Below are 20,967 nucleotides of genomic sequence, written 5' to 3'. Positions count from 1 at the left end.
TCAGACAGCCGGCACCGGCGCTTCACACCCGCGTTGATTCCATCGGCTCCCATAGACTGGAGCCATGACGCAGCACACCCCCAGCTCTCCTGGCTCCGACGATTTCGATCCATCCGCCAGCTCGCTTGCAGGCCACGTGGACGATTCGGTGATGGCTGAACTGTTGTCGATCCGTTCCAGCATCGACAACATCGACGCCACCCTGGTGTACCTCCTTGCCGAGCGCTTCAAGGCCACGCAAAAGGTGGGCTTCCTGAAGGCAGCCCACCGGCTGCCTGCCGGCGACCCCGGACGCGAAGCCGCCCAGATCGCCCGGCTGCGCCGCCTTGCCGAGGACGCCCACCTCGATCCGGCGTTCGCGGAGAAATTCCTCAACTTCATCATCGGTGAGGTGATCCGCCACCACGAGGCCATCGCGGAGGACCACCAGGCTGCGTCCGGCCAGCAGCCGCAGACCTCCGCGCTGGCGTGAGCCGGGAACAGCACCAACCGGGGTCCGGCCCGGTTCCGGCCGCTGCCCCTTCCAACGAAGCCACAGCCAAGGAAGTCACAGCCACCGCCCTGGGTCCGTGGCCAGGTGATGATCCGCTCGAAGCCGCCCGGATCATCCGCGGCGAACTCGGCAGCCCGCACCTTCCCTTCCTGGCTGAACTGCCGGACCGCGGCGTTGGTTCCGACGCCCTGGGGCGCACGGCCTCCCTCCTGGAGGAACTTGCCGTGGACGTCCAGCCCCACGGGTGGCGGCTGGTGGACAGGCCCGGCAAGGACATGCGGCGCGCAGCGGCAGCACTCTCCACCGATTTGAATGTCCTTGCCGATGTGGCCGGGGCAGAAGACGTATCGGCCGGTGGACTCAAGGTGCAGCTGGTGGGACCGCTCAGCCTTGCCGCCGGGCTGCATCTGCACAACGGGGAGCGGGTCCTGCTGGACTACGGCGCCCGCCGGGACCTGACCGCCTCCCTCGCCGCTGGCGTGGGCGGCTATCTCAACCGTGCGGCCGCGGCCGTTCCGGGCGCCCGCCTGGTGGTGCAGGTGGATGAGCCTGCCGTCGCAGCTGTGCTCGGCGGAACCATACCCACAGCGAGCGGTTACCGCACCCTCCGCGCAGTGGCGGTATCAGAAGCCCGTGAGGCATGGCGCCTGGTCCTGGACGCCCTGCGGGAAGCCGGTGCAACTGAGGTTGTGGTGGCGTTCCCCGAAATAGAGGCCCCGATCGAGCTGGCCCTGGCTGCAGGGGCGGACGGCATTGCCTTGCCGTTGAAGGCGTTGACCAACCGCCAGTGGGAGCAGGTGGCAGGAGCCGTCGAGGCTGGAAAACAGTTCTGGGCCGGTGCCCTCAACGTTCCCTCAGGCGGCCCGCTGCCCAGGGTTGCCGATTGCGTGGAGTCCGTGTGGCGTCCCTGGCGCCAGCTGGGCCTGCCGCCTTCGCTGCTCGGCGCCGTCCGGGTGGCCCCCTCAGCAGGACTGGCCGGTTGCACCCCCGCGCAGGCCACCGCTGTCCTGGGCAGGCTGACCCAGGTGGCCGACGGCCTGAACCAGCAGGCGCTGGGGTAGCCGCTAAACCCTGTTCTCCCAGCGGTCGGGTTGAGCGTAGCGGGGAAGGAAGCTCTGGGCGGAACTACCGCTCTGGGCGGAACTACCGCCGCTGTAGGGGCGCAGCCGGTAGTCGAAGGCCCCCGCGTACACCAGGACCAGCCCGATCTGCGGCTGGATGACCTTCACCTGGATGCGGTGCCGTCCGTTGCTGCCTTCGGCTGGGTCCCACCACTGTTCGGCGTAGGCCTTGGCGTCCAGGGCTGCCGGAAGCGGCACCCGGAGGGGGCCCAGGAAGAGCCGCGACGCCTCCGATACGCCGCGCAGCCTTCCTTCAGCGGTGACGTCCAGGTTCAGGTCCGTCACCAGGCGCCGGTACCGTCCCACGTAGTCCACCAGCTGGGTGGAACCGCCACGGGTGGTGGCGCTGGTGGTGTCCTGGAACAGCCGGCTGCGCTCCGGGAAGCGGATCTCGCGACGGGCGGTGAGGCTGGACCGGCCGAACGGATCCTGGTGGGCGTGGTTTTCGATCCGGAACGGGATGTTCTCGCCGTACTCGGGGAAGAAAGCCTCTTCGCCTCCGGTGAGCCGCAGCAGAGGCCGCAGCCACTGCTGGCGGCACCCCACGACGTCGAACGTTCCTTCCCCCACGCCGTACTGTCCGGATCCCGGCGCCAGCGAAAAGTACTCCTGGAGTTCGGGCTGCAGCCGCAGGAACCCGGGGCCAAGGGCCTGCTGGTAGATCGGGACGCTCATGAAGTGGACCTCCTGTTGCCTGTGGCGGCGCTGACTGCTTCCGGGTTCACAATCTACCGGCAGCCTTGAGCCGGATGTACATGTCCGCGAGCCGGGGCGGCAGCTCAAGGGGCTCAGCGTCCACCACCTCCACTCCGTAGCGGCGCAGCTCGGCAGTGACCGCCGCACGCTGCAGGAGGGCGCGTTCAGCCGCAGCCGCGCGGAACACTCCGGTGGCATCGTGGCGGTCCCGGAGCATGTCGCCCAGCTGGGGGTCGCGGACGGCCGCCACCACCACGACGTGCTGGCTGGCCAGCCGTTCCGCCACGGGCAGCAGGCCCTCCTCCGGCGCCCCGCTGTCCAGCGACGTCAGCAGCACCACGAGGGACCGGTGCGCCGAAACGGAGCGGACCTGCGCCGGGAGGGCGGGCCAGTCCATCTCGATCAGCTCGGCCTCGAGGGGAGCCATGGCCTGGACCAGCCGGCCCAGGATATTGCCCTGGCCGGCGGAAGCGGCCCGCGCCCGCGTCCTTCGGTCGAAGGCCACGAAGTCCACCCGGTCGCCACCCCGTTCGGCCAGGATGCCCAACAGCAGCGCAGCCTCGATCCCCGTGTCCAGGCGGGTTTCGTCGCCGATCCTCGCCGCGGAGGTGCGGGACGTATCGAGGACCATCACCACCCGCCGGTCCCGTTCCGGACGCCAGGTCCGGACCACGACGGCGGAGCGCCGCGCCGTTGCGCGCCAGTCGATGGACCGCACGTCGTCACCGCGGACATAGTCCCGCAGGGAATCGAACTCGGTGCCGGCGCCACGGACCTGGACGGCGGCCTTCCCGTCGAGTTCGCGCAGCTTCCGCAGCTTTGACGGCAGGTGTCGCCGGGAATGGAAGGGCGGCAGCACCCGCACCGAACCGGGGCACGGGATGGTCCGCTGGCGGGCTGCCAGGCCGAGTGGACCAAAGGAGCGGATCGTCACGTGTGGTGCAGCGAGGTCTCCCCGCCGGACCGGCCGGAGCCTGACCCCGAACCGCCTGCTCTCGCCGGCCGGGACGTCAACATCCTGGACGGGATTCTGCGCCCCGGCCGAGGGCTGCCATCCATCCCTCAAGGATCCACGGAGCAGACGGGTACCACCGTTGCGGACAGTGAGCATGGCCTCCGCCGCGTTATTGAGCGCCACGTTCGCCGGTTCCGCACGCACCACAGTGACCTGCCGAAGGGATCCGGCAAAGAGCAGGTCTGCGCCCAGCAGGGCCATGAGTAAAGCGGCGGTAACCAGTACGGTCGGCCATCCCGGAAACACCAGCACTGGCACCAGGCCCAGCAGCACCACCGCCACGAAGCGCCCCGAGACGGCCATCAGCGCGGAACGGGGACGGACGCCAGGATGCCGCCCAGGACATCGTCCACCCGGACCCCGTCCATCTGGGCTTCAGGCTGCAGCGCCACCCGGTGCCGCAGGCAGGGCAGGGCCAGCACCTTGACGTCGTCAGGGGTGACAAAAGGGCGGCCCGAGAGCCACGCCCAGGACCTGGAGGTATTCAGCAGGGCCGTGGCGCCGCGCGGTGAGACGCCAAGCTGGAATGAAGGGGCTGCCCGGGTGGCGCGCACCAGGTCAACGATGTAGCCAATGATTTCCGGTTCCACCGCCACCCGGGTCACTGCTTCCCGGGCCCGGTCCAGGTCCTCGGCGCCGGCAACGGCGCGGACGCCGGCTGCTGCCAGGTCCCGGGGATCGAACCCGGCCGCGTGGCGGCGGATCACCTCAATTTCGTCCCGGCGCTCGGGCAGCGGCATGGTCAGCTTGAGCAGGAACCGGTCCAGCTGTGCCTCGGGCAGGGGATAGGTCCCTTCGTACTCCACCGGATTCTGGGTAGCCGCCACCAGGAACGGCGCGGGCAGTTGCCTGGATACCCCGTCCACGGACACTTGCCGCTCTTCCATGGCCTCCAGGAGTGACGCCTGGGTCTTTGGAGGGGTCCGGTTGATCTCGTCGGCCAACAGGAGGTTGGTGAAGACCGGTCCTTCCCGGAAGCTGAACCCGGAAGTGTGCGAGTCGTAGACCAGCGAGCCGGTGACGTCGCCCGGCATGAGGTCGGGGGTGAACTGCATCCGCTTGGTGTCCAGGCTCAGTGCGGAGGACAGTGCCCGGACCAGCAGGGTCTTGGCAACGCCGGGGACGCCTTCCAGCAGCACATGCCCTTGTGAAAGCAGGGCAATCAGGAGGCCCGTGACGGTGGCGTCCTGTCCCACCACCGCCTTTGCCACCTCGCGGCGGACGGCAAGCAGGGCCTGCCGTGCGCCGTCGTCATCCAGGGGACTGTTGGAGTCCATCGGGTTAAGGACCCCAGGGCCACTGCTCTGTTCACTCATCGGGTCACGACCTCTTTTTCCAGTTTGTCCAGGGCCTGGGACCAGGCCACCAGGCGGGCTTCGGTTTTGGGCTGTTCGTTCAGGAGCGCACGGACGTCGGCGGGATCCCTGCCGAGCAGCCGGGCTGCGGCCGCAATCGTGTCCTCGGCGGTGGCGCCGGGGCCCAGCCGGAGCCTTCTACCAGCAGCCCGGCCCGCAGGTTGTCCCGGGCCTGGCCGATGGCACGCGAGTCCTGGTAGAGACGGGCGCGTCCCTCGGCCGTCTCCACAGCCTTGACCACTACCGGCAACGGCTCGAATACCAGCGGGCCATGGCGGCGGCCCCGCCACACCACGGCAGCCAGCGCCACCAGGAGCAGCCAGGGGCCCAGGAAGCGGGCCCAGTCCGGTGCAAGGTCGTCGAGGGTTTTCCCGGAACCGCTTGCTGCTGCGTCCTCAAGCGAGGGCAGGTACCAGACAAGGTCCGGCGACGCGCCAAGCATCCTGATAGCCAGGCCGGCGTTTCCCAGTTCATCCAGTTTGTAGTTGCCCAGGACTGCCGTGCTGCCCAACACAGCCAGCCGGCCGTCACGGCTGACGGCAAGCATCCCGGCGGTTCCTGCTGCGCGGTAGCAGGAGGTGCCGCCGTCGTACACAAATCCCCCTTTGCCAGTGACCTGTCCCGCTCCTTCCGCGTCCGGCTGGGCACAGCCGGGGTCCAGGACCGGAAAGCCGTCGGGAACGACGCCAGCCTGGTGGATGCTGCTGTCAAGGGCGGAGAGGGTTTCCAGCCTGGGGGAGACCACCACCACGCGGTCAGCGGCCGCCATCAGGCCGGCCAGCTGCGGCCCGCCCAGGATGCCGTTCCTGTCGTAGAGCAGGAGCGTGGGGGAGGTGCCGGAGCGCAGGTCGTCCAGCGCGGCTTCGAACCGGTCCGGGGTGTGGACGGAAACTCCGTGCCGGCCGAGGATTTCACCCAATGCCTTGGCCCCCTGCGGACCGGCATTGTGGACGGAGAGGGGAACGGTGTCGCCCTTGGGAGCGAGTTGCGTACCGATGACCAGCGCCAGCGCGGCTGCGACAACCACTGCAGCTGCGGTCAGGCCACGGTGCCGCCGCAGCCAGCCCATCAATGTGCCGCCCAGGAACTTCCATCCTGCCGGCGCGGGTCCGATGGCCGGCGCCGGCTCTTGTGCGGGGCTTCGCTGCTCCGTGCCGGCGGTGGGGAACCCGGTCATGGCAGCGGCGCCGTGCTGCGGGCGGGGGCCGGCCGCATGGCGTCCAGCGTGGCATCAAGCCCCGCCATTTCCTGGTAATCCGCGCTCCCTGCTGCCCTGTTCCCGTAGCGGATGGCGTCAAAGGTGGCCGCCGCGCGGGCCAGTCGCCGCGATTCCATGTTGAAAGGCACGGACAATGCCTGCGCTGCCTCGTCCGCTGTCCGGCCCGGCTGCGGGTCAAGGATGGTGCGGCCCTCAGCGCTGCGGACCACCGCGCGGAAGCGGTCGACGACGGCGTCCCCCCACTTTCCGGCCGCGGCCGCCGCTTCCGCGCGGTCCCGGTAGTCCGCGGCCGCGAGGATGGTTTCCCTTTCGAACACGTCGCTTGCCTGCCGGGCCCGGGCGTTCAGGCGGGGGCGGGCAAGGATGACTGCGGCTGCGATGATGGCGGCAATGACGAGGACTATGACTAGGCTCGGTACCGGCGCATTGCCCGCGGGGGAGGCGTCCAGGGACTGCAGCCAGTCCAGGAAGTTCCGCCAGAGGGTGTCCAGCCAGGATGGGGCGGCCTCACGGTACTCGGGTTTGGCCAGCTCCTCCGCCGCCCAACGCCGGGCCTGGTCCGCGCCGGGCAGCACCGGGGGTTCAGCGGCCATACGGCCATGCCCCCGGCGCCGTTCCGTATCCGGGGTAGGGGGTGCTGCCTGCACCCTGGATGCCCCTGCCCGGGATGCCGTCAGGATCAGCGCCGGTCTCCAGCTGGCGCAGGAGGGCGATGTCCAGTCCGTCCCTGCGCATCCGCAGGTCCATATAAAGCAGCGCCATGACAGAGGTCTGGAAGGCGTAGCCAACCGCGCCCACAAGGGCTCCGACTACCGCGGTGATGATGCCTATGGCTACGGCCAGCCCCGCATCCCGTCCACTGCCGCCGTGCGGTGACACAACGTCCGACAGGACCCTGGGCAGGATGCCTGCAGGGATCAGGACTACCTGGGTGATGACAGCCACCAGGATCCCCACCAGCAGGGTGATGCCAAGGATGCGCCACCAATTGGCCCGGGTCAGTTCCCAGGAGCGGCGGAGCCCGGCAAAGGCGCCCAGTTCTTCGATGACGACGGCGGCAGGGGCCACCATGAGCTTGATCGCCACCCAGAGGAATGCGGCGCCGAAGCCCATCATTAGGGGGATGACCAGCAGTGCGGCGGTGCCGCGGACGTTGGAGAACAGGAGCACGATGAGTACGAAGAAAAGCATCACCGCGGCCAGTGCTGCGGCAACGAGCAGCGCCGCGAGCCTGATCAGCGCTCCGATCCTTGGCCGCGCCAGCGACAGCATCCGGCGGAAGCCGGTGGGCCGGTTCAGGACGGAGCGGGCCACGGGGACCACCATGGCGCCTTGGAGGACAGCGGACATGAACACCGACAGGATGGACAGCAGGGCAAAGCTGGCCATCAGCCCGATCCCCAGGGAGGCGATGTCCCCGCTGCTCGCCGTCTCCGCCCAGGTTTCGATGGACCCGGACGAGGTGGCGAGCACCCCTGTGAGCACTGCCGCGAGGATGGCCGACAGCGACTGTGCCAGGACGCCGGCGCCGAGCATCGCCTTGCCGTTGCGCCTGATGGCCTGGAAGGAACCGTCCAGGACCTCCCCGAACATCAGTGGGCGCAACGGAATGATGCCCGGTTTGGGCGGGGCTGCGTAGCGGGGCTGGCCATAGGGGGAGGCACCGTAGGAAGCGCCGGGGTAAGTGCCGCCGGGGTACTGGGGGTTGGGATACTGGTCGCCGTTCGGGTACTGTCCGGGACGCGGTTGCCACTGCGGCTGCTGCGGGGGTGCCCACGGCTGCTCCCAAGCAGGCGGCACCGTGCCGCGGCCACCCGCCGGGGCGGACCCGCCGTCGTCGTGTCCATCGCCCGGCCACCCCTGCGTGGGATCCCCGGGACCTGACTCCTGTGGTGACACTGATTTCCTCCCCCATATCAGTCCGCCTGCCCCGCGCGCCGTTCGCCAAAAAGCGCGCACTGGCAACGCAGGACATGACCCCAAGACTATAGTTCCGGCGTCGGACGGCCTAGTGGCCCGCCATGCCGGAAGCCGCTCAACAGGACAAACCCATCCCGATAAGGGAATATATAGCTATGAAGGCACGCATTCTGGTGGTAGATGATGACGAAGCGCTGGCCGAGATGATTGGAATTGTCCTCCGTAATGACGGCTTCGAGCCGGTCTTTTGTGCCGATGGCGCCCAGGCCCTCGACGTTTTCCGGTCATCGCGCCCGGATCTGGTCCTGCTCGACCTCATGCTTCCCGGCATGGATGGCATCGAGGTCTGCCGGCAGGTCCGCGGCGAGTCCGACGTGCCCATCGTCATGCTGACTGCCAAGTCCGATACCTCCGACGTGGTCCGCGGACTGGAATCCGGTGCCGACGACTATGTGCCAAAACCGTTCAAGCCTGCCGAACTTGTTGCACGCGTCCGCGCCCGCCTTCGTCCCGGGGACCAGAAGGCCCCCGAAACCCTTCGCATCGCTGACATCACCATCGACGTCGCCGGGCACACCGTCAGCAGGGGCAGTGAGCGGATCTCCCTGACACCGCTGGAGTTCGACCTGCTGGTGGCGCTGGCGCGCAAGCCGTGGCAGGTTTTCACCCGGGAACTGCTGCTGGAGCAGGTCTGGGGCTACCGCCACGCCGCCGACACCCGTCTGGTCAACGTCCACGTCCAGCGCCTGCGGTCCAAGATCGAGCAGGACCCGGAAGCTCCGGAAGTTGTATTGACGGTGCGTGGTGTCGGCTACAAAGCAGGGGTCTGAACCCGCCGCGCAGGACGGTGAACCGGATCAGCGCGCAACCCCGCACACCGCGGAAACCAGCCTGAGCCAGGACAGCACCGCCCAGGGCGGGTCCGGTACTGGCAACCCTGCGACTCCCGGTCTTCGGCACATGGCTTTCCGGGCACGGATCTGGCAGCGGCGTGCCCTGATCGTGGCGTTGCGCGTGGCCAGGCTCGTCCGGACGGGTGTCCGCCGGTTCCTTCCGGGCCTGAGGTACCTTGGCCGGGCGCTGCAGCAGCGCTGGCGACGGTCCCTGCAGTTCCGTACCGTCCTCACCACTTTGATGCTTGCCGTCACCTCGTTCGCTGTCGTCGGCGCCTACCTGTCCAACCAGATAGCCCACAACCTGTTCCAGGAGCGGCTGACGCAGGCGGAGTCGGAGACCCGCTACAACGTCAAGCAGGTCCAGGAGACGTTCGACGGCGCCCAGGTCACCGACCAGTCCAGCGTCATCACCCTGGTCTACGACACCCTGAACGCGGTGGAGGGCCGCGGCTCCGTGATCCAGCGCCGTTATGTCTTCGAGGCCATGCCGGAGCAGACCAAGCCCCGGAACCGCTGGGTGGAATCGCGGGCCTCCGACCAGTTGACGGTCAGTGTCATTCCCCCTGAGCTGCGCAAGGCCGTCCAGCAGTCGGGGAAGGACCAGTACTGGGCCTCCACCGTTATTCCCGTAGGCACCGAGGACCGGCCGGGTATCGCCGTCGGAAACAAAGTGACCTTCAACGGCACCGTCTACGAGCTGTACCTGATCTATGACCTGAACTCAGCGCAGCAGACGCTGAATGAGATCCAGAGTGTCCTGTGGGCGGGCGGCGCAGTGCTGGTCCTCCTGATCGGTGCCGTGGCCTGGTACGTGACCCGCAACGTGGTGAGCCCGGTGAGCCACGCCGCCATGGTGTCGGAGAAGCTGGCGGCCGGGCAGCTGCAGGAACGCATGGTGGTAAGGGGTGAGGACGAAGTGGCCCGCCTTGGCGCCTCCTTCAACCACATGGCCGCCAGCCTCCAGGAGCAGATCACCAAACTGGCCACGCTCTCGCAGATGCAGCAACGCTTTGTCTCCGACGTCTCGCACGAGCTGCGGACGCCGCTGACCACGGTCCGCATGGCAGCAGAGGTGCTGTATGAGGCCCGTGACGACTTCGACCCCATCAACAAGCGGTCTGCAGAGCTGCTGTACAACCAGGTGGAGCGGTTCCAGTCCCTCCTCTCCGACCTGCTCGAAATTAGCCGGTTCGATGCAGGCGTGGCAGTGCTGGATGCAGAGCCCGAGGACCTCCTCCAGGTGATCGCCCACGCCATCGAAGGTGCGGCGCCGGTGGCCGCGGAGTACGGCTCCGAGATCATTTACACGGCCCCGGAAGGTGCCCTGATCGTGGAAATGGATGCCCGGAGGATTGACAGGATTCTGCGGAACCTGATCCTGAACGCAGTGGAGCACGGTGAGGGCAAACCGGTGACGGTCACGGTCGCGGCAAATGGAACGGCCGCGGGCGTTGCTGTCCGGGACCACGGGATTGGAATGGACCAGGCACAGGCTGCCCGTGTCTTTGACAGGTTCTGGCGCGCCGATCCTGCCCGCGCACGCACCACGGGAGGCAGCGGCCTGGGGCTGTCCATCGCCATGGAGGATACAAAGCTGCACCACGGCTGGCTGCAGGCGTGGGGCAGGAAAGGCGACGGCGCCAACTTTCGCCTGACCCTTCCGTTGCGCAAGGATGGCGAAATCACGGACTCGCCCGTGCAGCTGGAACCCAAGGATTCCACCATCCAGGGGGCCCCGGGGAGCATTCCGGCAGAACAGGACCACAAAAACATGCTGCTGCTGGAGACTGGTGCGGCCAAGCCTGCTCCGGTGCGTGCGCCCGAGGAGAAACCATGAGGGCCGATGTGCGCCACGCCAAGTACCCCGCGGCACTGCTTGCACTGCTGATCGTCTTCCTGTCGGGCTGCGCCCGGATCCCCACATCCGGCCCGGTGGGCAAAAGCAGCGAAAGCAGCGCCGGCAACGTCAGCGCACCCGTGTTTCTTCCGGCAGCACCGCAGCCAGGTGCGTCACCTGAGACCATCATCGATTACTTCTACCGGGCAGGCAGCGGCTATGAAGACGACTACGCGGTGGCCCGCCAGTACCTGACGCAGGCATCGGCCGTGTCCTGGAAACCGGACAAGCGCTCTCTGGTGTACAGGGAGGCCCGTGTTGTCCCCACCGGCACAGACAACGTCTTCAACTATGAGCTGGATGTCTCCTACACCGTGGACGCGGACGGCATCGCCACCCAGTCGCCACCGGGAACAGTGGAACGGATTCCCGTTACCCTGACTCAGGTGGACGGGGAGTGGAGGATCTCCGCCATCCCGGACGGGACCGCCATCGCGGAGGAAACGTTCAAGGTAATCTACGGCGCCTACCCCATCTACTTCTACGACCCCACCTTCACGTACGCCATCCCCGACGTCCGGTGGTTCCTGAAGAACAAGACCGTCAAAGCCATGACCAGCGCGCTGCTGGCCGGCCCCGCTCCCTACCTGCGCGGCGCCGTCGTCAGCGCTTTCCCCTCCGGGATCAAGCTGGCCCGCGAATCCGTGCCGGTGGTATCCGGGGCCGCGCAGGTGGATCTGACGGCAAAGGAGCTGACCGAAACATCCTCGGAGGACCGGCTCCGCATGCAGATGCAGCTGACCCTGACATTCCGCAGCCAGCCGGATGTGGTCAATGTTGAACTGCGCGCCAACCAGGACCTGGTCCGGGTGGAGGACAACGGGTCCGTTCTTCCTCCGGTGTTGGACAAAACCGTGCCGTCGCGCCAGATCGCCGTCAGCGGCAACGAACTGGTGCGCTATGAAAACAACCGCGTCTCCCCGCTGCCGGATATGCAGTCGGTCTCCGCGCTCAACCCCCGGTACCCCGCGGAATCGCCGGTGTCGCAGACTGCCGCGTTCCTCAATGAGGGCCGTACCACCCTGTACAGCATCAGTCCCGGGCAGCCCGCCCGCGCCCTGACCACCAGAAGCACCCTCAGCGGGCCCTCCTTCAGTGCCAACGACTGGGTGTGGACGGCCGGGCCCGGTGCCACCGGTTCCACCGAAGTGGCGGCGTTCCACCCCACAGGGGTGGCGGAGGGCGCACCTGTCCCGTCCGTGAACCTGGCACCCGCGTGGCTGGCCGGGCGCACGGTGAAGGAATTCCGCATTTCACGCGACGGTGTGCGCGCCCTGGTCATATCCGAACAGAACGGGAAGTCCAAGGTACAGGTGACGGGTGTCATCCGTGCCGGTGACGGCACGCCGCGCGAACTGACCCCGCCCATCACCCTGGTGACTGCGGGCGATCCCGATCAGGGGGTCTGGGTGAACGGCACCACCGTTGCCGTCATGAAGGGGGCGGCCGCTGCGAATGTCACGCCGGAACTGCTGTCCCTCACATCCGGGCAACCGCAGCAGTTGGCTCCCTGGCCGGGCCTGGTCGCCATCAGCGCCGGAAATGGTGCGGACGACATCTACGTCCAGTCGGGCGAGGGCATCTTCCAGCGACTCGGCAACGGCTGGTCCCCCCAAATCAAGGGCCCCATCGATCCTGCGTTCCCGGGCTGACCCCGGCTATCCACATAGCCCCGATCCGACCTGCAGGTGCCGCCGGGGCTGAGTGATAGTGGGACTGTGAAAGGTTTATCACACGGAAACGCTGCTGGTGGTTGGGGCCATCGGGAGAGCCGGGGAATGGACCCGGATCTTCAACCGCCCCCGCCCCGGGCGGCGCTGCATCGGGCTGAACACGCCGCCGCCCTCCTGCGCCTTATTGACTGGTTGGCCGGCGCCGCGGGCGACCTTCTCGCCTTGGCGGTGCCGGTGGATTGCATCTGCTGCGGAGCGGAAGACCGGACCCTGTGCCCATCCTGCGGCAGCCGCATCCGCCACCTCACCAGGCGACCCTTCAGGGCGGAAAGCGGAGCCCCGGCCCTGATGGATGTGGCCGGAACCGTCATGCTGCCCGTTGTGGCAGCCGGGGTGTACCGCGACGAGCTGGCGCAGGGCTTGTTGTCGTTCAAGCGACACGGCCAGCATCAGCTCGGCAGGAGCCTGGGCCGCGCACTGGGGGCAGCTGTCAGGGCAGCAGCCCATGAGGGTACCGGGATCCTGCTGATCCCGGTACCAACCAGCACAGCGGCCTACGTGAACCGGGGGTTCAGCCCGGTCCACGTGCTCCTGAAAGAGGCGGCACCGCAGCTTCAGGGCCTCACGGTTGCGGATGTTCTGGCCAAGACTTCCGCGCCCGGCCCGCTGCTGGGGCACAACGGCCCGGGTGGCCAGAAAGGCCTGGGCAGGGGAGCCCGCTCTCAGCGCGTCCGGGGATCCATGCAGGTCAAATCCGGGGCCCGGGCAAAGGTCGCAGGCCGGGCCTGCATCATCATTGACGACGTCCTGACAACCGGCTACACCATTGGGGAGGCAGCCCGTGCACTGCACCTGGCCGGCGCCCAGGTGAGGGGCGCCGTCGTGCTTGCGGCGACACGCCCACCCGCTGCCGGGGGCCCCGGAGCCCCCGCCTCTCCAACTCATGGAAGTGATCATGACTTAGAAAAAAATAAACCGGGAAAGGATGAATAACAGGTGGCTATGAACTAACGTCGGTGGTGGGTACCAAGAACAGAATGTACCTTTCGATGGCGGCTCGGAGAGGGGCTCGACTGTCAGACAGCCCGGCCCAGGGAAGTGCCGCCGTCGTGTCACCGAAGTCATTTGGAGGGCACCATGGAGTTTATGATCAGCGGACGAAATCTGACAGTTTCAGACCGGTTCCGCGAATACGCCGGGGAGAAGATCGCAAAGATCGAATCGCTGGGCGACAAGGTCCAGCGGGTTGACGCCAAAGTCTCCAAGGAGACCAATGCCCGGCAAACCGGCGACCAGTTGACAGTTGAGGTGACCGTCCTGGGCCGGGGACCCGTAATCCGTGCCGAAGCGAGCGCCGCAGACAAATTTGCCGCCTTTGACCTCGCTTACAACAAACTGCTTGAACGGCTCCGGCGGGCCAAGGACCGCAAGAAGGTCCACCACGGACGCCACACGCCCAAGGCTGTCCGCGAGGCGACTGCCTCACTCGAACCAGCCAGCGCCCACGAACCGCTGTACCTTGAGGCCAACCACCGCAGCGAAAGCGCGCAGGCCCCGGAAGAAAAATCGCCTTACGATGTGGACAACGACATCCCGGCCGGAAAGTCGCCGGTGCTGATCCGGCGCAAGGTCTTTCCCGCTGCGTCCCTCTCCCTCGACGATGCCGTAGACAATATGGAGCTCGTCGGACACGACTTCTACCTCTTCGTGGACAAGGCGACCAACACGCCGTCCGTCGTCTATCGCCGCCGCGGCTGGACCTACGGCGTCATCACCCTGGACCACGAATGCGAGCCGGGGGACACCGTCGTGGAGGAGAAAGTTCTTGCCTACCGCTCCGACGACGCGGCCGCCAACGCCTAGAGCAGGAACAAACCAACACCTGAGAGGACTGACTTGCCGGCAACGCTGAGCCTCGACCAGGCACGGCGGGTCGCACTGGCAGCGCAGGGACTCCACAAAGGACGGCCCACCGGCCCCGTGACAGCACGGGCGGTGGGCCGTACTTTTGCCCGTCTCCAGCTCGTCCAGATCGATTCCGTGAACGTCCTGGTCCGAAGCCACTTCCTGCCCTTCTATTCACGCCTTGGCGATTACGACCGGGACATCCTGCAGCGCATGTCCGGCAGCCACCCCCGCCGCATGCTGGAGTACTGGGCGCACGAAGCCAGCTACATCCGGCCCGAGCATTACCAGGACCTGCTTCTGTGGCAAAAGCGGGCCTGGGTGGGCGCTTCCCGACTGGACCCCGAACTGCGCAATGACGTGGCGGCCAGGATCCTGGCGGTCCTCGCCCGGGCCAGGCCGATGACGGCCACGGAGCTCACTGCCCGGCTTGGCCATGTCGAGGAAAAGCAGACGGCCAACTGGGGGTGGAACTGGAACGCCGTGAAACGGGTCCTGGAACACCTCTTCGAAGAAGGGCTGGTGTCGGCGGCCTCTAGGACCGGCCAATTCGAGCGCAGGTACACGCTGACCTCCAAGGTGCTCCCGTACCCGGCCCCGGCGGGACGGGAAATGGATTCCACAACTGCGCTCCACCGGCTGACAGACGCGGCCGCCCAGGCGCACGGGATTGGAAGCATCCGCTGCTTCGCCGACTACTTCCGGACTCCCGTCAAGGCAACTGCGCTGGCCGTTGAGCACCTGGTGGAGCAAGGCAGGTTGGAACCCGTCAGTGTGTCGGGATGGGGGCGGGAGGTCTTCCGGCACGTCGAAGCGGCACTCCCACGGCGTGCCACCGGCCGAGCGCTGTTGAGCCCGTTCGATTCCCTGGTCTTTGAACGCCGGCGCCTGTGGGAACTGTTCGGCTTCCACTACAGGATCGAGATCTACACCCCGGAGCCTAAACGGCGTTACGGCTACTACGTCCTGCCTTTCCTGCTGCGGGACAGGATCGTTGCCCGCGTTGACTTGAAGGCGGACCGGACCGGTGGCCGGCTGCTGGTGAGATCCGCCTTTGCCGAGCCGGACGCACCGGCGGATACCGCGGTCGAACTCGCTTCCGAGCTGAAGCTGATGGGCCAATGGCTGGGCCTGCCAGATGTGGAAGTGGGGCCGGCAGGGGACCTCGCTGCGGGGCTGGGGCGGGAGCTGTCACGCCTTTGAGGAGGATCCGCTCTCAGGGAAAAGGGGCAACGGCCGCGTGTCTCTCCCGTAGACTGAACACGCCAGAATTCGGCGGTTCAGACTGGGAGCATCTTCACGTGGCATCACTTATCGAAAAAATTCTCCGCACGGGTGACAAGAAAACACTCCGGCAGCTGCGGAACTATGCCGATTCAATCAACGCCCTCGAAGATTCATTCAAGACCTTTACCGACGCCGAGCTGCGTGAGGAGACCGACCGCCTCCGCGAACGCCACGGGGACGGCGAAAAGCTCGACGACCTGCTTCCGGAGGCCTTCGCCGCCGTGCGCGAAGCTTCCTCCCGCACCTTGGGGATGCGCCACTTCGACGTCCAGCTGATGGGCGGCGCCGCGCTGCACCTGGGCAACATCGCTGAAATGAAAACCGGTGAAGGCAAGACCCTGGTGGCGACCGCTCCCGCCTACCTGAATGCCCTCACCGGCAAGGGCGTCCACGTGGTCACCGTCAACGACTACCTGGCCGAATACCAGTCCGAGCTCATGGGCCGCGTCTACCGCTTCCTTGGCCTGACCAGCGGCGTCATCCTCGCAAACCAGGATCCGGCCGTGCGCCGCCAGCAGTATGCCGCGGACATCACTTACGGAACCAACAACGAGTTTGGGTTCGACTACCTGCGCGACAACATGGCCTGGGACCGGACCGAACTGGTCCAGCGCGGCCATCACTTTGCCATCGTCGACGAAGTTGACTCCATCCTTATCGATGAGGCGCGCACCCCGCTGATCATCTCCGGCCCGGCGCAGGGGGACACCAACCGCTGGTACAGCGAATTCGCCAAAGTGGTGCTCCGGCTGCAGCCCGAGAAGGACTACGAGGTCGACGAAAAGAAGCGCACGGTGGGCGTGCTGGAGAGCGGGATCGAAAAGGTCGAGGACTACCTTGGCATCTCCAACCTGTACGAATCCGCGAACACCCCGCTGATCGGGTTCCTGAACAATGCCATCAAGGCCAAGGAACTGTTCAAACGGGACAAGGACTACGTCATCCTGGACGGCGAAGTGCTGATCGTTGACGAGCACACCGGCCGCATCCTGGCGGGCCGGCGCTATAACGAAGGCATGCACCAGGCGATCGAGGCCAAGGAAAGCGTCGAGATCAAGGCGGAAAACCAGACCCTGGCCACCGTGACGCTGCAGAACTACTTCCGCATGTACGGCAAGCTTTCCGGAATGACCGGTACCGCCGAGACCGAGGCCGCCGAGTTCATGAGCACCTACAAGCTGGGCGTCGTGGCCATCCCCACCAACCGGGACATGCAGCGGATCGACCAGTCGGACCTCGTGTTCAAGAACGAGGTTGTGAAGTTCGACGCCGTGGTGCGCGATATCGCCGAACGGCACGAAAAAGGCCAGCCCGTCCTCGTGGGCACCACCAGCGTGGAGAAGAGCGAGTACCTGTCCAAGCTGCTCGCCAAGGAAGGCATCCGCCACGAGGTCCTAAACGCCAAGAACCATGCCCGGGAAGCTGCCATCGTTGCCCAGGCGGGCCGGAAGGGCGCTGTCACCGTGGCCACCAACATGGCCGGCCGCGGCACTGACATCATGCTGGGCGGCAATGCCGAGTTCACGGCAGTCGCTGAACTCGCCAAGCGCGGACTGGATCCGGAGGAAAACTCCGAACAGTACGAAGCCGCCTGGCCCGCGGCGCTCGAAGCAGCCAAACAGTCCGTGAAGGATGAACACGAGGAAGTCCTGGACTTCGGTGGCCTCTACGTCCTGGGCACCGAACGCCACGAGTCACGCCGCATCGACAACCAGCTCCGCGGCCGGTCTGGACGCCAGGGCGACCCTGGCGAATCCCGGTTCTACCTGTCGCTCACGGATGACCTTATGCGGCTCTTCAACTCGGGAGCCGCGGAACGGCTGATGAACAGCTCCGTCCCGGACGACGTCGCGCTGGAATCAAAGCTTGTGTCGCGGGCCATCGCCTCCGCCCAGGGACAGGTGGAAGGCCGAAACGCCGAGCAGCGCAAGAATGTCCTGAAGTACGACGACGTCCTCAACCGCCAGCGCGAAGCGATCTATAGTGACCGCCGGCGCATCCTTGAAGGCGACGACCTCCACGAGAAGGTGCAGTTCTTCGTGGAGGACACCATCACGGCGCTGATTGACGCCGCAACCGCAGAAGGGAACGGCGACGACTGGGACTTCCACCAGCTGTGGACAAACCTCAAGACGCTTTACCCTGTCAGCGTGACGGCCGAAGACATCATCGACGAGGCGGGCGGCAAGTCCAAGGTTACGGTGGAACTGCTGAAGGAGGAAATTCTCTCCGACGCCCGCTTGGTGTACCAGGCCCGTGAGGAGGTAATCGGTTCCGAGAGCATGCGGGAGCTCGAGCGCCGTGTGGTCCTTTCCGTCATCGGCCGCAAGTGGCAGGAACACCTCTACGAGATGGATTACCTCAAGGAGGGCATTGGCCTGCGCGCAATGGCACAGCGCGATCCTCTGGTGGAGTACCAACGCGAAGGTTTCGCCATGTTCCAAAGCATGATGGAAGCCATCCGGGAGGAAAGCGTCGGGTTCCTCTTCAACCTCGAGGTGGAGGTAACCCCGGCCCAGGACGTCGTGGTGCCGGATGCTGCCGGCGGCCACACCGAGCACGTGGACCCGCAGGTTCACGCCGCTGGACTTGAAGCCCCCGAGAGGCCGGCGCAGCTGCAGTATACGGCTCCCAGTGAGAGCGGTGGAACCCAGACCCGGGTGGAAACCCGGTCGGGAGGCGGACGCTCCGGCAACCCTGCGAAGGCAGCTGCCCAGGATGCGGCCAAACGTCCTGCAAAGAAGAAGAAGCGGTAGCAGCACGACTGTGAACGGCCGCCAGCGGCGGTGAAACAGGGCAGGGACGGATCCGTCCCTGCCCTGTTTCGCATTGCGCTACGTTTGTATCTTTCGCCCGCACCGGCATTTCCAAAGGGTCAGCCGATGACCAGTTCAACTATCCGCCAGACCTGCTTGCTGTGCTCAAGACGGACGGCAACGGCACGAGCCCGTACATCATCCACCACCACTGCGCTGGCCTCATAGATTCCGTCGGCCACCTCACATACCCGTACGGAGCGGACCATCGAATTCCGATGCAGCCGGGCCAATGCAGGATTGCCCGTCCTCGTAAGCTCGCGCCTGATCAGCGCTGCCCGGTGCTGCAGCGCCGCCAGGCACCGTGGATCCAAGCGCCGTGCCAACTGGTGGATGGGACGGATTCCGGCGAGGACCTCCATGGAAGCCTGCACAGTCCCGCGGGTGATGGCCCTGACTTCCGCGGCCTCATCCACCGGTCGCAGGGAGGGTGGGCCGGCAGAGTACCCCGCGGGCGTCGACGGCGTTGTCGCTGACGGGGTCTGCCCGAGCGCCCTCCCGCCGTTCCTGGTATCGGCAGCCGGCCCTTCGACGGCCCGGATAGGTGTCACTGCGGTCATTGGGTTCCCCTTGCTTCGAATGGCTGGTGGTCTTATGGGCAGGCCGGGCACTTTGGACAACCTGATCGGGCAGGTCCGGTGTGGTGGCCCATCAGTGGGCTGGGATTTCGGTTGGGCGTGCGGGTGAGCAGGACCGGATGGACGGTCCGGCAAGCAAACGACGGCAGCTAGGGTGCTGTGGGTGCCTGGAGGATCTGGCCCGGAAGCAGGACATCTGGGCTCCCGCCGATCAGTTCGCGGTTCGCTGCATACCACCGCGGCCATTCGAGGGCTATGTCCACGTCCGATGCTTCCGGCCCCAAGTGGGCCGATACGATGTCCCACAGCGTGTCGCCAGCGAGTACGGTCACTGCCCCTGCTTGGCTGCCCTTTGCCGGGGTAACCTGCTGCGGACCGGCCATGGCCCTGGTTCCCGGTGCGGCCAGCAGGCCGGGCTCCACCACAAGGCCAGCAGGCTGCCATCCGGGATTGAGCGCCGTGGCGGATGGCTGGGTGGTGGGGCTCCAGGCCGGCGACGGGCCAACACGGCTGGCTGATGGTTCTTCGGCCGGAACCAGTTGGCGTGGCACCTGCATGCCGCGTCGAGTTTCGGTCGCGTAGGGCGTCGGAGCGTCGTCGGGAGTGGCTGGGAAGGACGGAGCCGACGAGGAATGCCCCTGGGTTGGCGTCCACTCTGGTCCGGGCGCGGGCATCACGGCATTTGCCGCGGCCCCTGTGACCAGCTGTATCGAAAGTGCCGCAACCACCGCCCGCTGCATGAACGCCGGTGAGAGCCTTCGTGCGGCCGACGCAGCCCGGCGCCGTCCCACGCGATCCAAGAGGACGGACGCTCCCGCGCCCAGGAAGGAAAGAACCCACCAGAGCAGAAGGCCGGTGCCGGCTGCCGTCGCGACCGCCGCCAGGATGGCCTCTACCGAGGAGTCCTGGTGACGGGCAGCTGACTCCTGCCACTGTGCCATCAGGCCCGCTCCGAGCAGGGTGAGCAAGATGCCAAGCACCAGCAAGGCCAGCACCATGGCGGCATCGGCCCATTGCTTCTCGCCGGAGTATCTCATTATGCCACCTTTGATGTTGTTTGATGCGGTTTGATGCGTATTGAATCAATTTGAACTGCTCTTCGGTCGTTTGTCCAGACGTTGGAATGAAAAAGATGGCGCGTTGACGGGCCGGACAAGGAACCCTACGCTTGCGGAATGCGCTGGGATGCACTCTTCAACGACATGGAAAGCCAACTCGCGGAGGCCGACCGGCTGGCCTTAAACACCGAGGTCAATGAGCGGACACGGGTCGAGATGGTGAACCTGCCGCTCGAACACAGGCTTCGCGCCGTCGTCGGATACCGGATCGGCGTCCACCTCCTGTGCGGCGAATCAGCGCACGGGGAACTGACGCACGCAGGAGCTGATGCGCTGGTCCTGGACGAAGATCGGCACCAGGTGCTTATTCCTTATACGGCCGTTGCACGCTACGTCGGCCTGGGCAGGCATGCGTGGGCCGAGAATTCAGTGGTCCGCCGGTCCATCGGACTTTCCCATGCCCTGAGGGGCCTCGCCCGCGACCGGGCCGAGCTCTCGGTGACGATCGGCGGCCGAACCGGAACGGCACGCTTGGTCGGCGTCATCGACCGTGTTGGCAGGGACTATATTGACCTGGCTGCTGTTGTTCCCGGCGAGGTGCGGAGGAGCCAAAGCGTTGGCCAGGTTTCAGCCATCCCGTTCTCTGCGCTGGCGCTGATCAGGTCGCACAAAGCCGGCGGAACCTAACAGCGTCAAACGGACTTGGAGCGTGATTCCTGGATCACGCGGCTGGCTTCGGCATAGCGTTCCTCGATGTACTGCTCCAGCATCTTCTCTTCAACACGCCATTGCCCGCGGCCGCCCACTTGGATGGCCTTCAGCTCACCGCTGCGGACCAAGGCGTACGCGGCAGGGGAGTTGATTTGGAGCTGCTCAGCGACGTCCGCGAGAGTGAGGAACCTTGGCATAAAACCATTTTGCCATCACATGGCGCAGTTTGTGCCCGTTTTCCACAGATTGCCCACGTTTGGATAAATGACTTTTGTTCGCGGGGCCTTGCGGTAACAATGAGGAGTCCGGCCACAGCGGACAGGTCCG

Annotated in this window: 19 protein-coding genes; 10 read left to right on the top strand and 9 right to left on the bottom strand. The window is 66.3% G+C overall.

Annotated features, from left to right (window positions below; all coding sequences use genetic code 11):
- Positions 1-64: 64 nt before the first annotated feature.
- Both IEW19_RS14230 and IEW19_RS14225 read left to right on the top strand, forming a co-directional pair.
- The gene (locus tag IEW19_RS14230) at positions 65-472 is read left to right on the top strand and encodes a chorismate mutase (RefSeq protein ID WP_188572271.1); all 408 of its coding nucleotides are present in this window, start codon (positions 65-67) and stop codon (positions 470-472) included.
- 89 nt (positions 473-561) lie between these two features.
- Positions 562-1,554 carry a uroporphyrinogen decarboxylase/cobalamine-independent methonine synthase family protein gene (locus tag IEW19_RS14225; RefSeq protein ID WP_188572307.1) on the top strand — a complete coding sequence of 331 codons (993 nt, stop codon included), beginning with the start codon at positions 562-564 and terminating at the stop codon, positions 1,552-1,554.
- 3 nt (positions 1,555-1,557) lie between these two features.
- Here IEW19_RS14225 and IEW19_RS14220 read toward each other — a convergent pair whose 3' ends face one another.
- The 6 genes from IEW19_RS14220 to IEW19_RS14195 form a co-directional block, all read right to left on the bottom strand.
- Complete coding sequence (locus IEW19_RS14220) at positions 1,558-2,289, bottom strand: DUF4166 domain-containing protein (RefSeq protein WP_188572270.1); 732 nt, start codon at positions 2,287-2,289, stop codon at positions 1,558-1,560.
- Between the two features lie 46 nt (positions 2,290-2,335).
- Positions 2,336-3,628: a DUF58 domain-containing protein gene (locus IEW19_RS14215; protein WP_188572269.1), complete on the bottom strand. Its 1,293-nt coding sequence runs from the start codon at positions 3,626-3,628 to the stop codon at positions 2,336-2,338.
- Entirely contained in the window at positions 3,628-4,641 is a 1,014-nt protein-coding gene (locus tag IEW19_RS14210) for an AAA family ATPase (RefSeq protein ID WP_188572268.1), read from the bottom strand. The genes IEW19_RS14215 and IEW19_RS14210 overlap by 1 nt, the downstream gene beginning before the upstream one ends.
- A 79-nt stretch (positions 4,642-4,720) precedes the next feature.
- The gene (locus tag IEW19_RS14205; RefSeq protein ID WP_229748483.1) at positions 4,721-5,857 is read right to left on the bottom strand and encodes a DUF4350 domain-containing protein; all 1,137 of its coding nucleotides are present in this window, start codon (positions 5,855-5,857) and stop codon (positions 4,721-4,723) included.
- Entirely contained in the window at positions 5,854-6,492 is a 639-nt protein-coding gene (locus IEW19_RS14200) for a DUF4129 domain-containing protein (RefSeq protein ID WP_188572267.1), read from the bottom strand. The genes IEW19_RS14205 and IEW19_RS14200 overlap by 4 nt, the downstream gene beginning before the upstream one ends.
- Positions 6,482-7,798, bottom strand: a complete 1,317-nt coding sequence (locus IEW19_RS14195) for a DUF7847 domain-containing protein (protein ID WP_229748482.1) — start codon at positions 7,796-7,798, stop codon at positions 6,482-6,484. Before IEW19_RS14195 ends, IEW19_RS14200 begins: the two co-directional genes overlap by 11 nt.
- A 176-nt stretch (positions 7,799-7,974) precedes the next feature.
- Here IEW19_RS14195 and mtrA point away from each other — a divergent pair, with 176 nt between their 5' ends.
- The 7 genes from mtrA to secA all read left to right on the top strand — a co-directional run bounded on the left by mtrA (position 7,975) and on the right by secA (position 18,233).
- Positions 7,975-8,649 (top strand): MtrAB system response regulator MtrA, encoded by a 675-nt coding sequence (gene mtrA, locus IEW19_RS14190; protein ID WP_188572266.1) that lies wholly within the window; start codon positions 7,975-7,977, stop codon positions 8,647-8,649.
- A 130-nt stretch (positions 8,650-8,779) separates the two neighbouring features.
- Positions 8,780-10,552, top strand: a complete 1,773-nt coding sequence (gene mtrB, locus IEW19_RS14185; protein WP_229748485.1) for an MtrAB system histidine kinase MtrB — start codon at positions 8,780-8,782, stop codon at positions 10,550-10,552.
- Complete coding sequence (locus IEW19_RS14180; protein ID WP_188572264.1) at positions 10,549-12,264, top strand: LpqB family beta-propeller domain-containing protein; 1,716 nt, start codon at positions 10,549-10,551, stop codon at positions 12,262-12,264. Before mtrB ends, IEW19_RS14180 begins: the two co-directional genes overlap by 4 nt.
- 126 nt (positions 12,265-12,390) lie before the next feature.
- Positions 12,391-13,278 (top strand): ComF family protein, encoded by an 888-nt coding sequence (locus tag IEW19_RS14175; protein WP_188572263.1) that lies wholly within the window; start codon positions 12,391-12,393, stop codon positions 13,276-13,278.
- Positions 13,279-13,422: 144 nt separating this feature from the next.
- Complete coding sequence (gene hpf / locus IEW19_RS14170; RefSeq protein ID WP_188572262.1) at positions 13,423-14,148, top strand: ribosome hibernation-promoting factor, HPF/YfiA family; 726 nt, start codon at positions 13,423-13,425, stop codon at positions 14,146-14,148.
- Positions 14,149-14,181: 33 nt separating this feature from the next.
- Complete coding sequence (locus tag IEW19_RS14165) at positions 14,182-15,393, top strand: winged helix-turn-helix domain-containing protein (protein ID WP_188572261.1); 1,212 nt, start codon at positions 14,182-14,184, stop codon at positions 15,391-15,393.
- 98 nt (positions 15,394-15,491) lie between these two features.
- Positions 15,492-18,233 carry a preprotein translocase subunit SecA gene (secA, locus tag IEW19_RS14160; RefSeq protein WP_188572260.1) on the top strand — a complete coding sequence of 914 codons (2,742 nt, stop codon included), beginning with the start codon at positions 15,492-15,494 and terminating at the stop codon, positions 18,231-18,233.
- A 119-nt stretch (positions 18,234-18,352) separates the two neighbouring features.
- Here the strand turns inward: secA and IEW19_RS14155 are convergent, their stop codons facing one another.
- Together IEW19_RS14155 and IEW19_RS14150 are read right to left on the bottom strand one after the other, a co-directional pair.
- Positions 18,353-18,853: an Rv3235 family protein gene (locus tag IEW19_RS14155; protein WP_188572259.1), complete on the bottom strand. Its 501-nt coding sequence runs from the start codon at positions 18,851-18,853 to the stop codon at positions 18,353-18,355.
- A 167-nt stretch (positions 18,854-19,020) separates the two neighbouring features.
- Positions 19,021-19,908 (bottom strand): LysM peptidoglycan-binding domain-containing protein, encoded by an 888-nt coding sequence (locus tag IEW19_RS14150; protein ID WP_188572258.1) that lies wholly within the window; start codon positions 19,906-19,908, stop codon positions 19,021-19,023.
- Between the two features lie 138 nt (positions 19,909-20,046).
- On the opposite strand from IEW19_RS14150, the gene IEW19_RS14145 reads away from it, so the two are divergent.
- On the top strand, positions 20,047-20,616 hold the full coding sequence (locus IEW19_RS14145; protein WP_188572257.1) for a hypothetical protein: 570 nt from the start codon (positions 20,047-20,049) through the stop codon (positions 20,614-20,616).
- Between the two features lie 5 nt (positions 20,617-20,621).
- Here the strand turns inward: IEW19_RS14145 and IEW19_RS14140 are convergent, their stop codons facing one another.
- Entirely contained in the window at positions 20,622-20,837 is a 216-nt protein-coding gene (locus tag IEW19_RS14140; RefSeq protein WP_188572256.1) for a helix-turn-helix domain-containing protein, read from the bottom strand.
- Positions 20,838-20,967 lie beyond the last annotated feature (130 nt).

It is taken from the genome of Arthrobacter liuii, from assembly GCF_014639275.1.
In the GTDB taxonomy this organism is placed as follows: domain Bacteria; phylum Actinomycetota; class Actinomycetes; order Actinomycetales; family Micrococcaceae; genus Arthrobacter; species Arthrobacter liuii.
Note: the sequence above shows the minus strand (reverse complement) of the source record. Positions and strands in the feature narration are given on the sequence as shown.

Bases quoted from the DNA above. Each gene is read 5' to 3' on its own strand.
- IEW19_RS14220 (WP_188572270.1), bottom strand. From the start codon at position 2,289: ATGAGCGTCCCGATCTACCAGCAGGCCCTTGGCCCCGGGTTCCTGCGG.
- IEW19_RS14200 (WP_188572267.1), bottom strand. From the start codon at position 6,492: ATGGCCGCTGAACCCCCGGTGCTGCCCGGCGCGGACCAGGCCCGGCGT.
- IEW19_RS14155 (WP_188572259.1), bottom strand. From the start codon at position 18,853: ATGACCGCAGTGACACCTATCCGGGCCGTCGAAGGGCCGGCTGCCGAT.
- IEW19_RS14150 (WP_188572258.1), bottom strand. From the start codon at position 19,908: ATGAGATACTCCGGCGAGAAGCAATGGGCCGATGCCGCCATGGTGCTG.
- IEW19_RS14215 (WP_188572269.1), bottom strand. From the start codon at position 3,628: ATGGCCGTCTCGGGGCGCTTCGTGGCGGTGGTGCTGCTGGGCCTGGTG.
- IEW19_RS14210 (WP_188572268.1), bottom strand. From the start codon at position 4,641: ATGAGTGAACAGAGCAGTGGCCCTGGGGTCCTTAACCCGATGGACTCC.
- IEW19_RS14175 (WP_188572263.1), top strand. From the start codon at position 12,391: ATGGACCCGGATCTTCAACCGCCCCCGCCCCGGGCGGCGCTGCATCGG.
- IEW19_RS14205 (WP_229748483.1), bottom strand. From the start codon at position 5,857: ATGACCGGGTTCCCCACCGCCGGCACGGAGCAGCGAAGCCCCGCACAA.
- IEW19_RS14230 (WP_188572271.1), top strand. From the start codon at position 65: ATGACGCAGCACACCCCCAGCTCTCCTGGCTCCGACGATTTCGATCCA.
- IEW19_RS14140 (WP_188572256.1), bottom strand. From the start codon at position 20,837: ATGCCAAGGTTCCTCACTCTCGCGGACGTCGCTGAGCAGCTCCAAATC.
- mtrB (WP_229748485.1), top strand. From the start codon at position 8,780: ATGGCTTTCCGGGCACGGATCTGGCAGCGGCGTGCCCTGATCGTGGCG.
- IEW19_RS14145 (WP_188572257.1), top strand. From the start codon at position 20,047: ATGCGCTGGGATGCACTCTTCAACGACATGGAAAGCCAACTCGCGGAG.
- hpf (WP_188572262.1), top strand. From the start codon at position 13,423: ATGGAGTTTATGATCAGCGGACGAAATCTGACAGTTTCAGACCGGTTC.
- mtrA (WP_188572266.1), top strand. From the start codon at position 7,975: ATGAAGGCACGCATTCTGGTGGTAGATGATGACGAAGCGCTGGCCGAG.
- IEW19_RS14180 (WP_188572264.1), top strand. From the start codon at position 10,549: ATGAGGGCCGATGTGCGCCACGCCAAGTACCCCGCGGCACTGCTTGCA.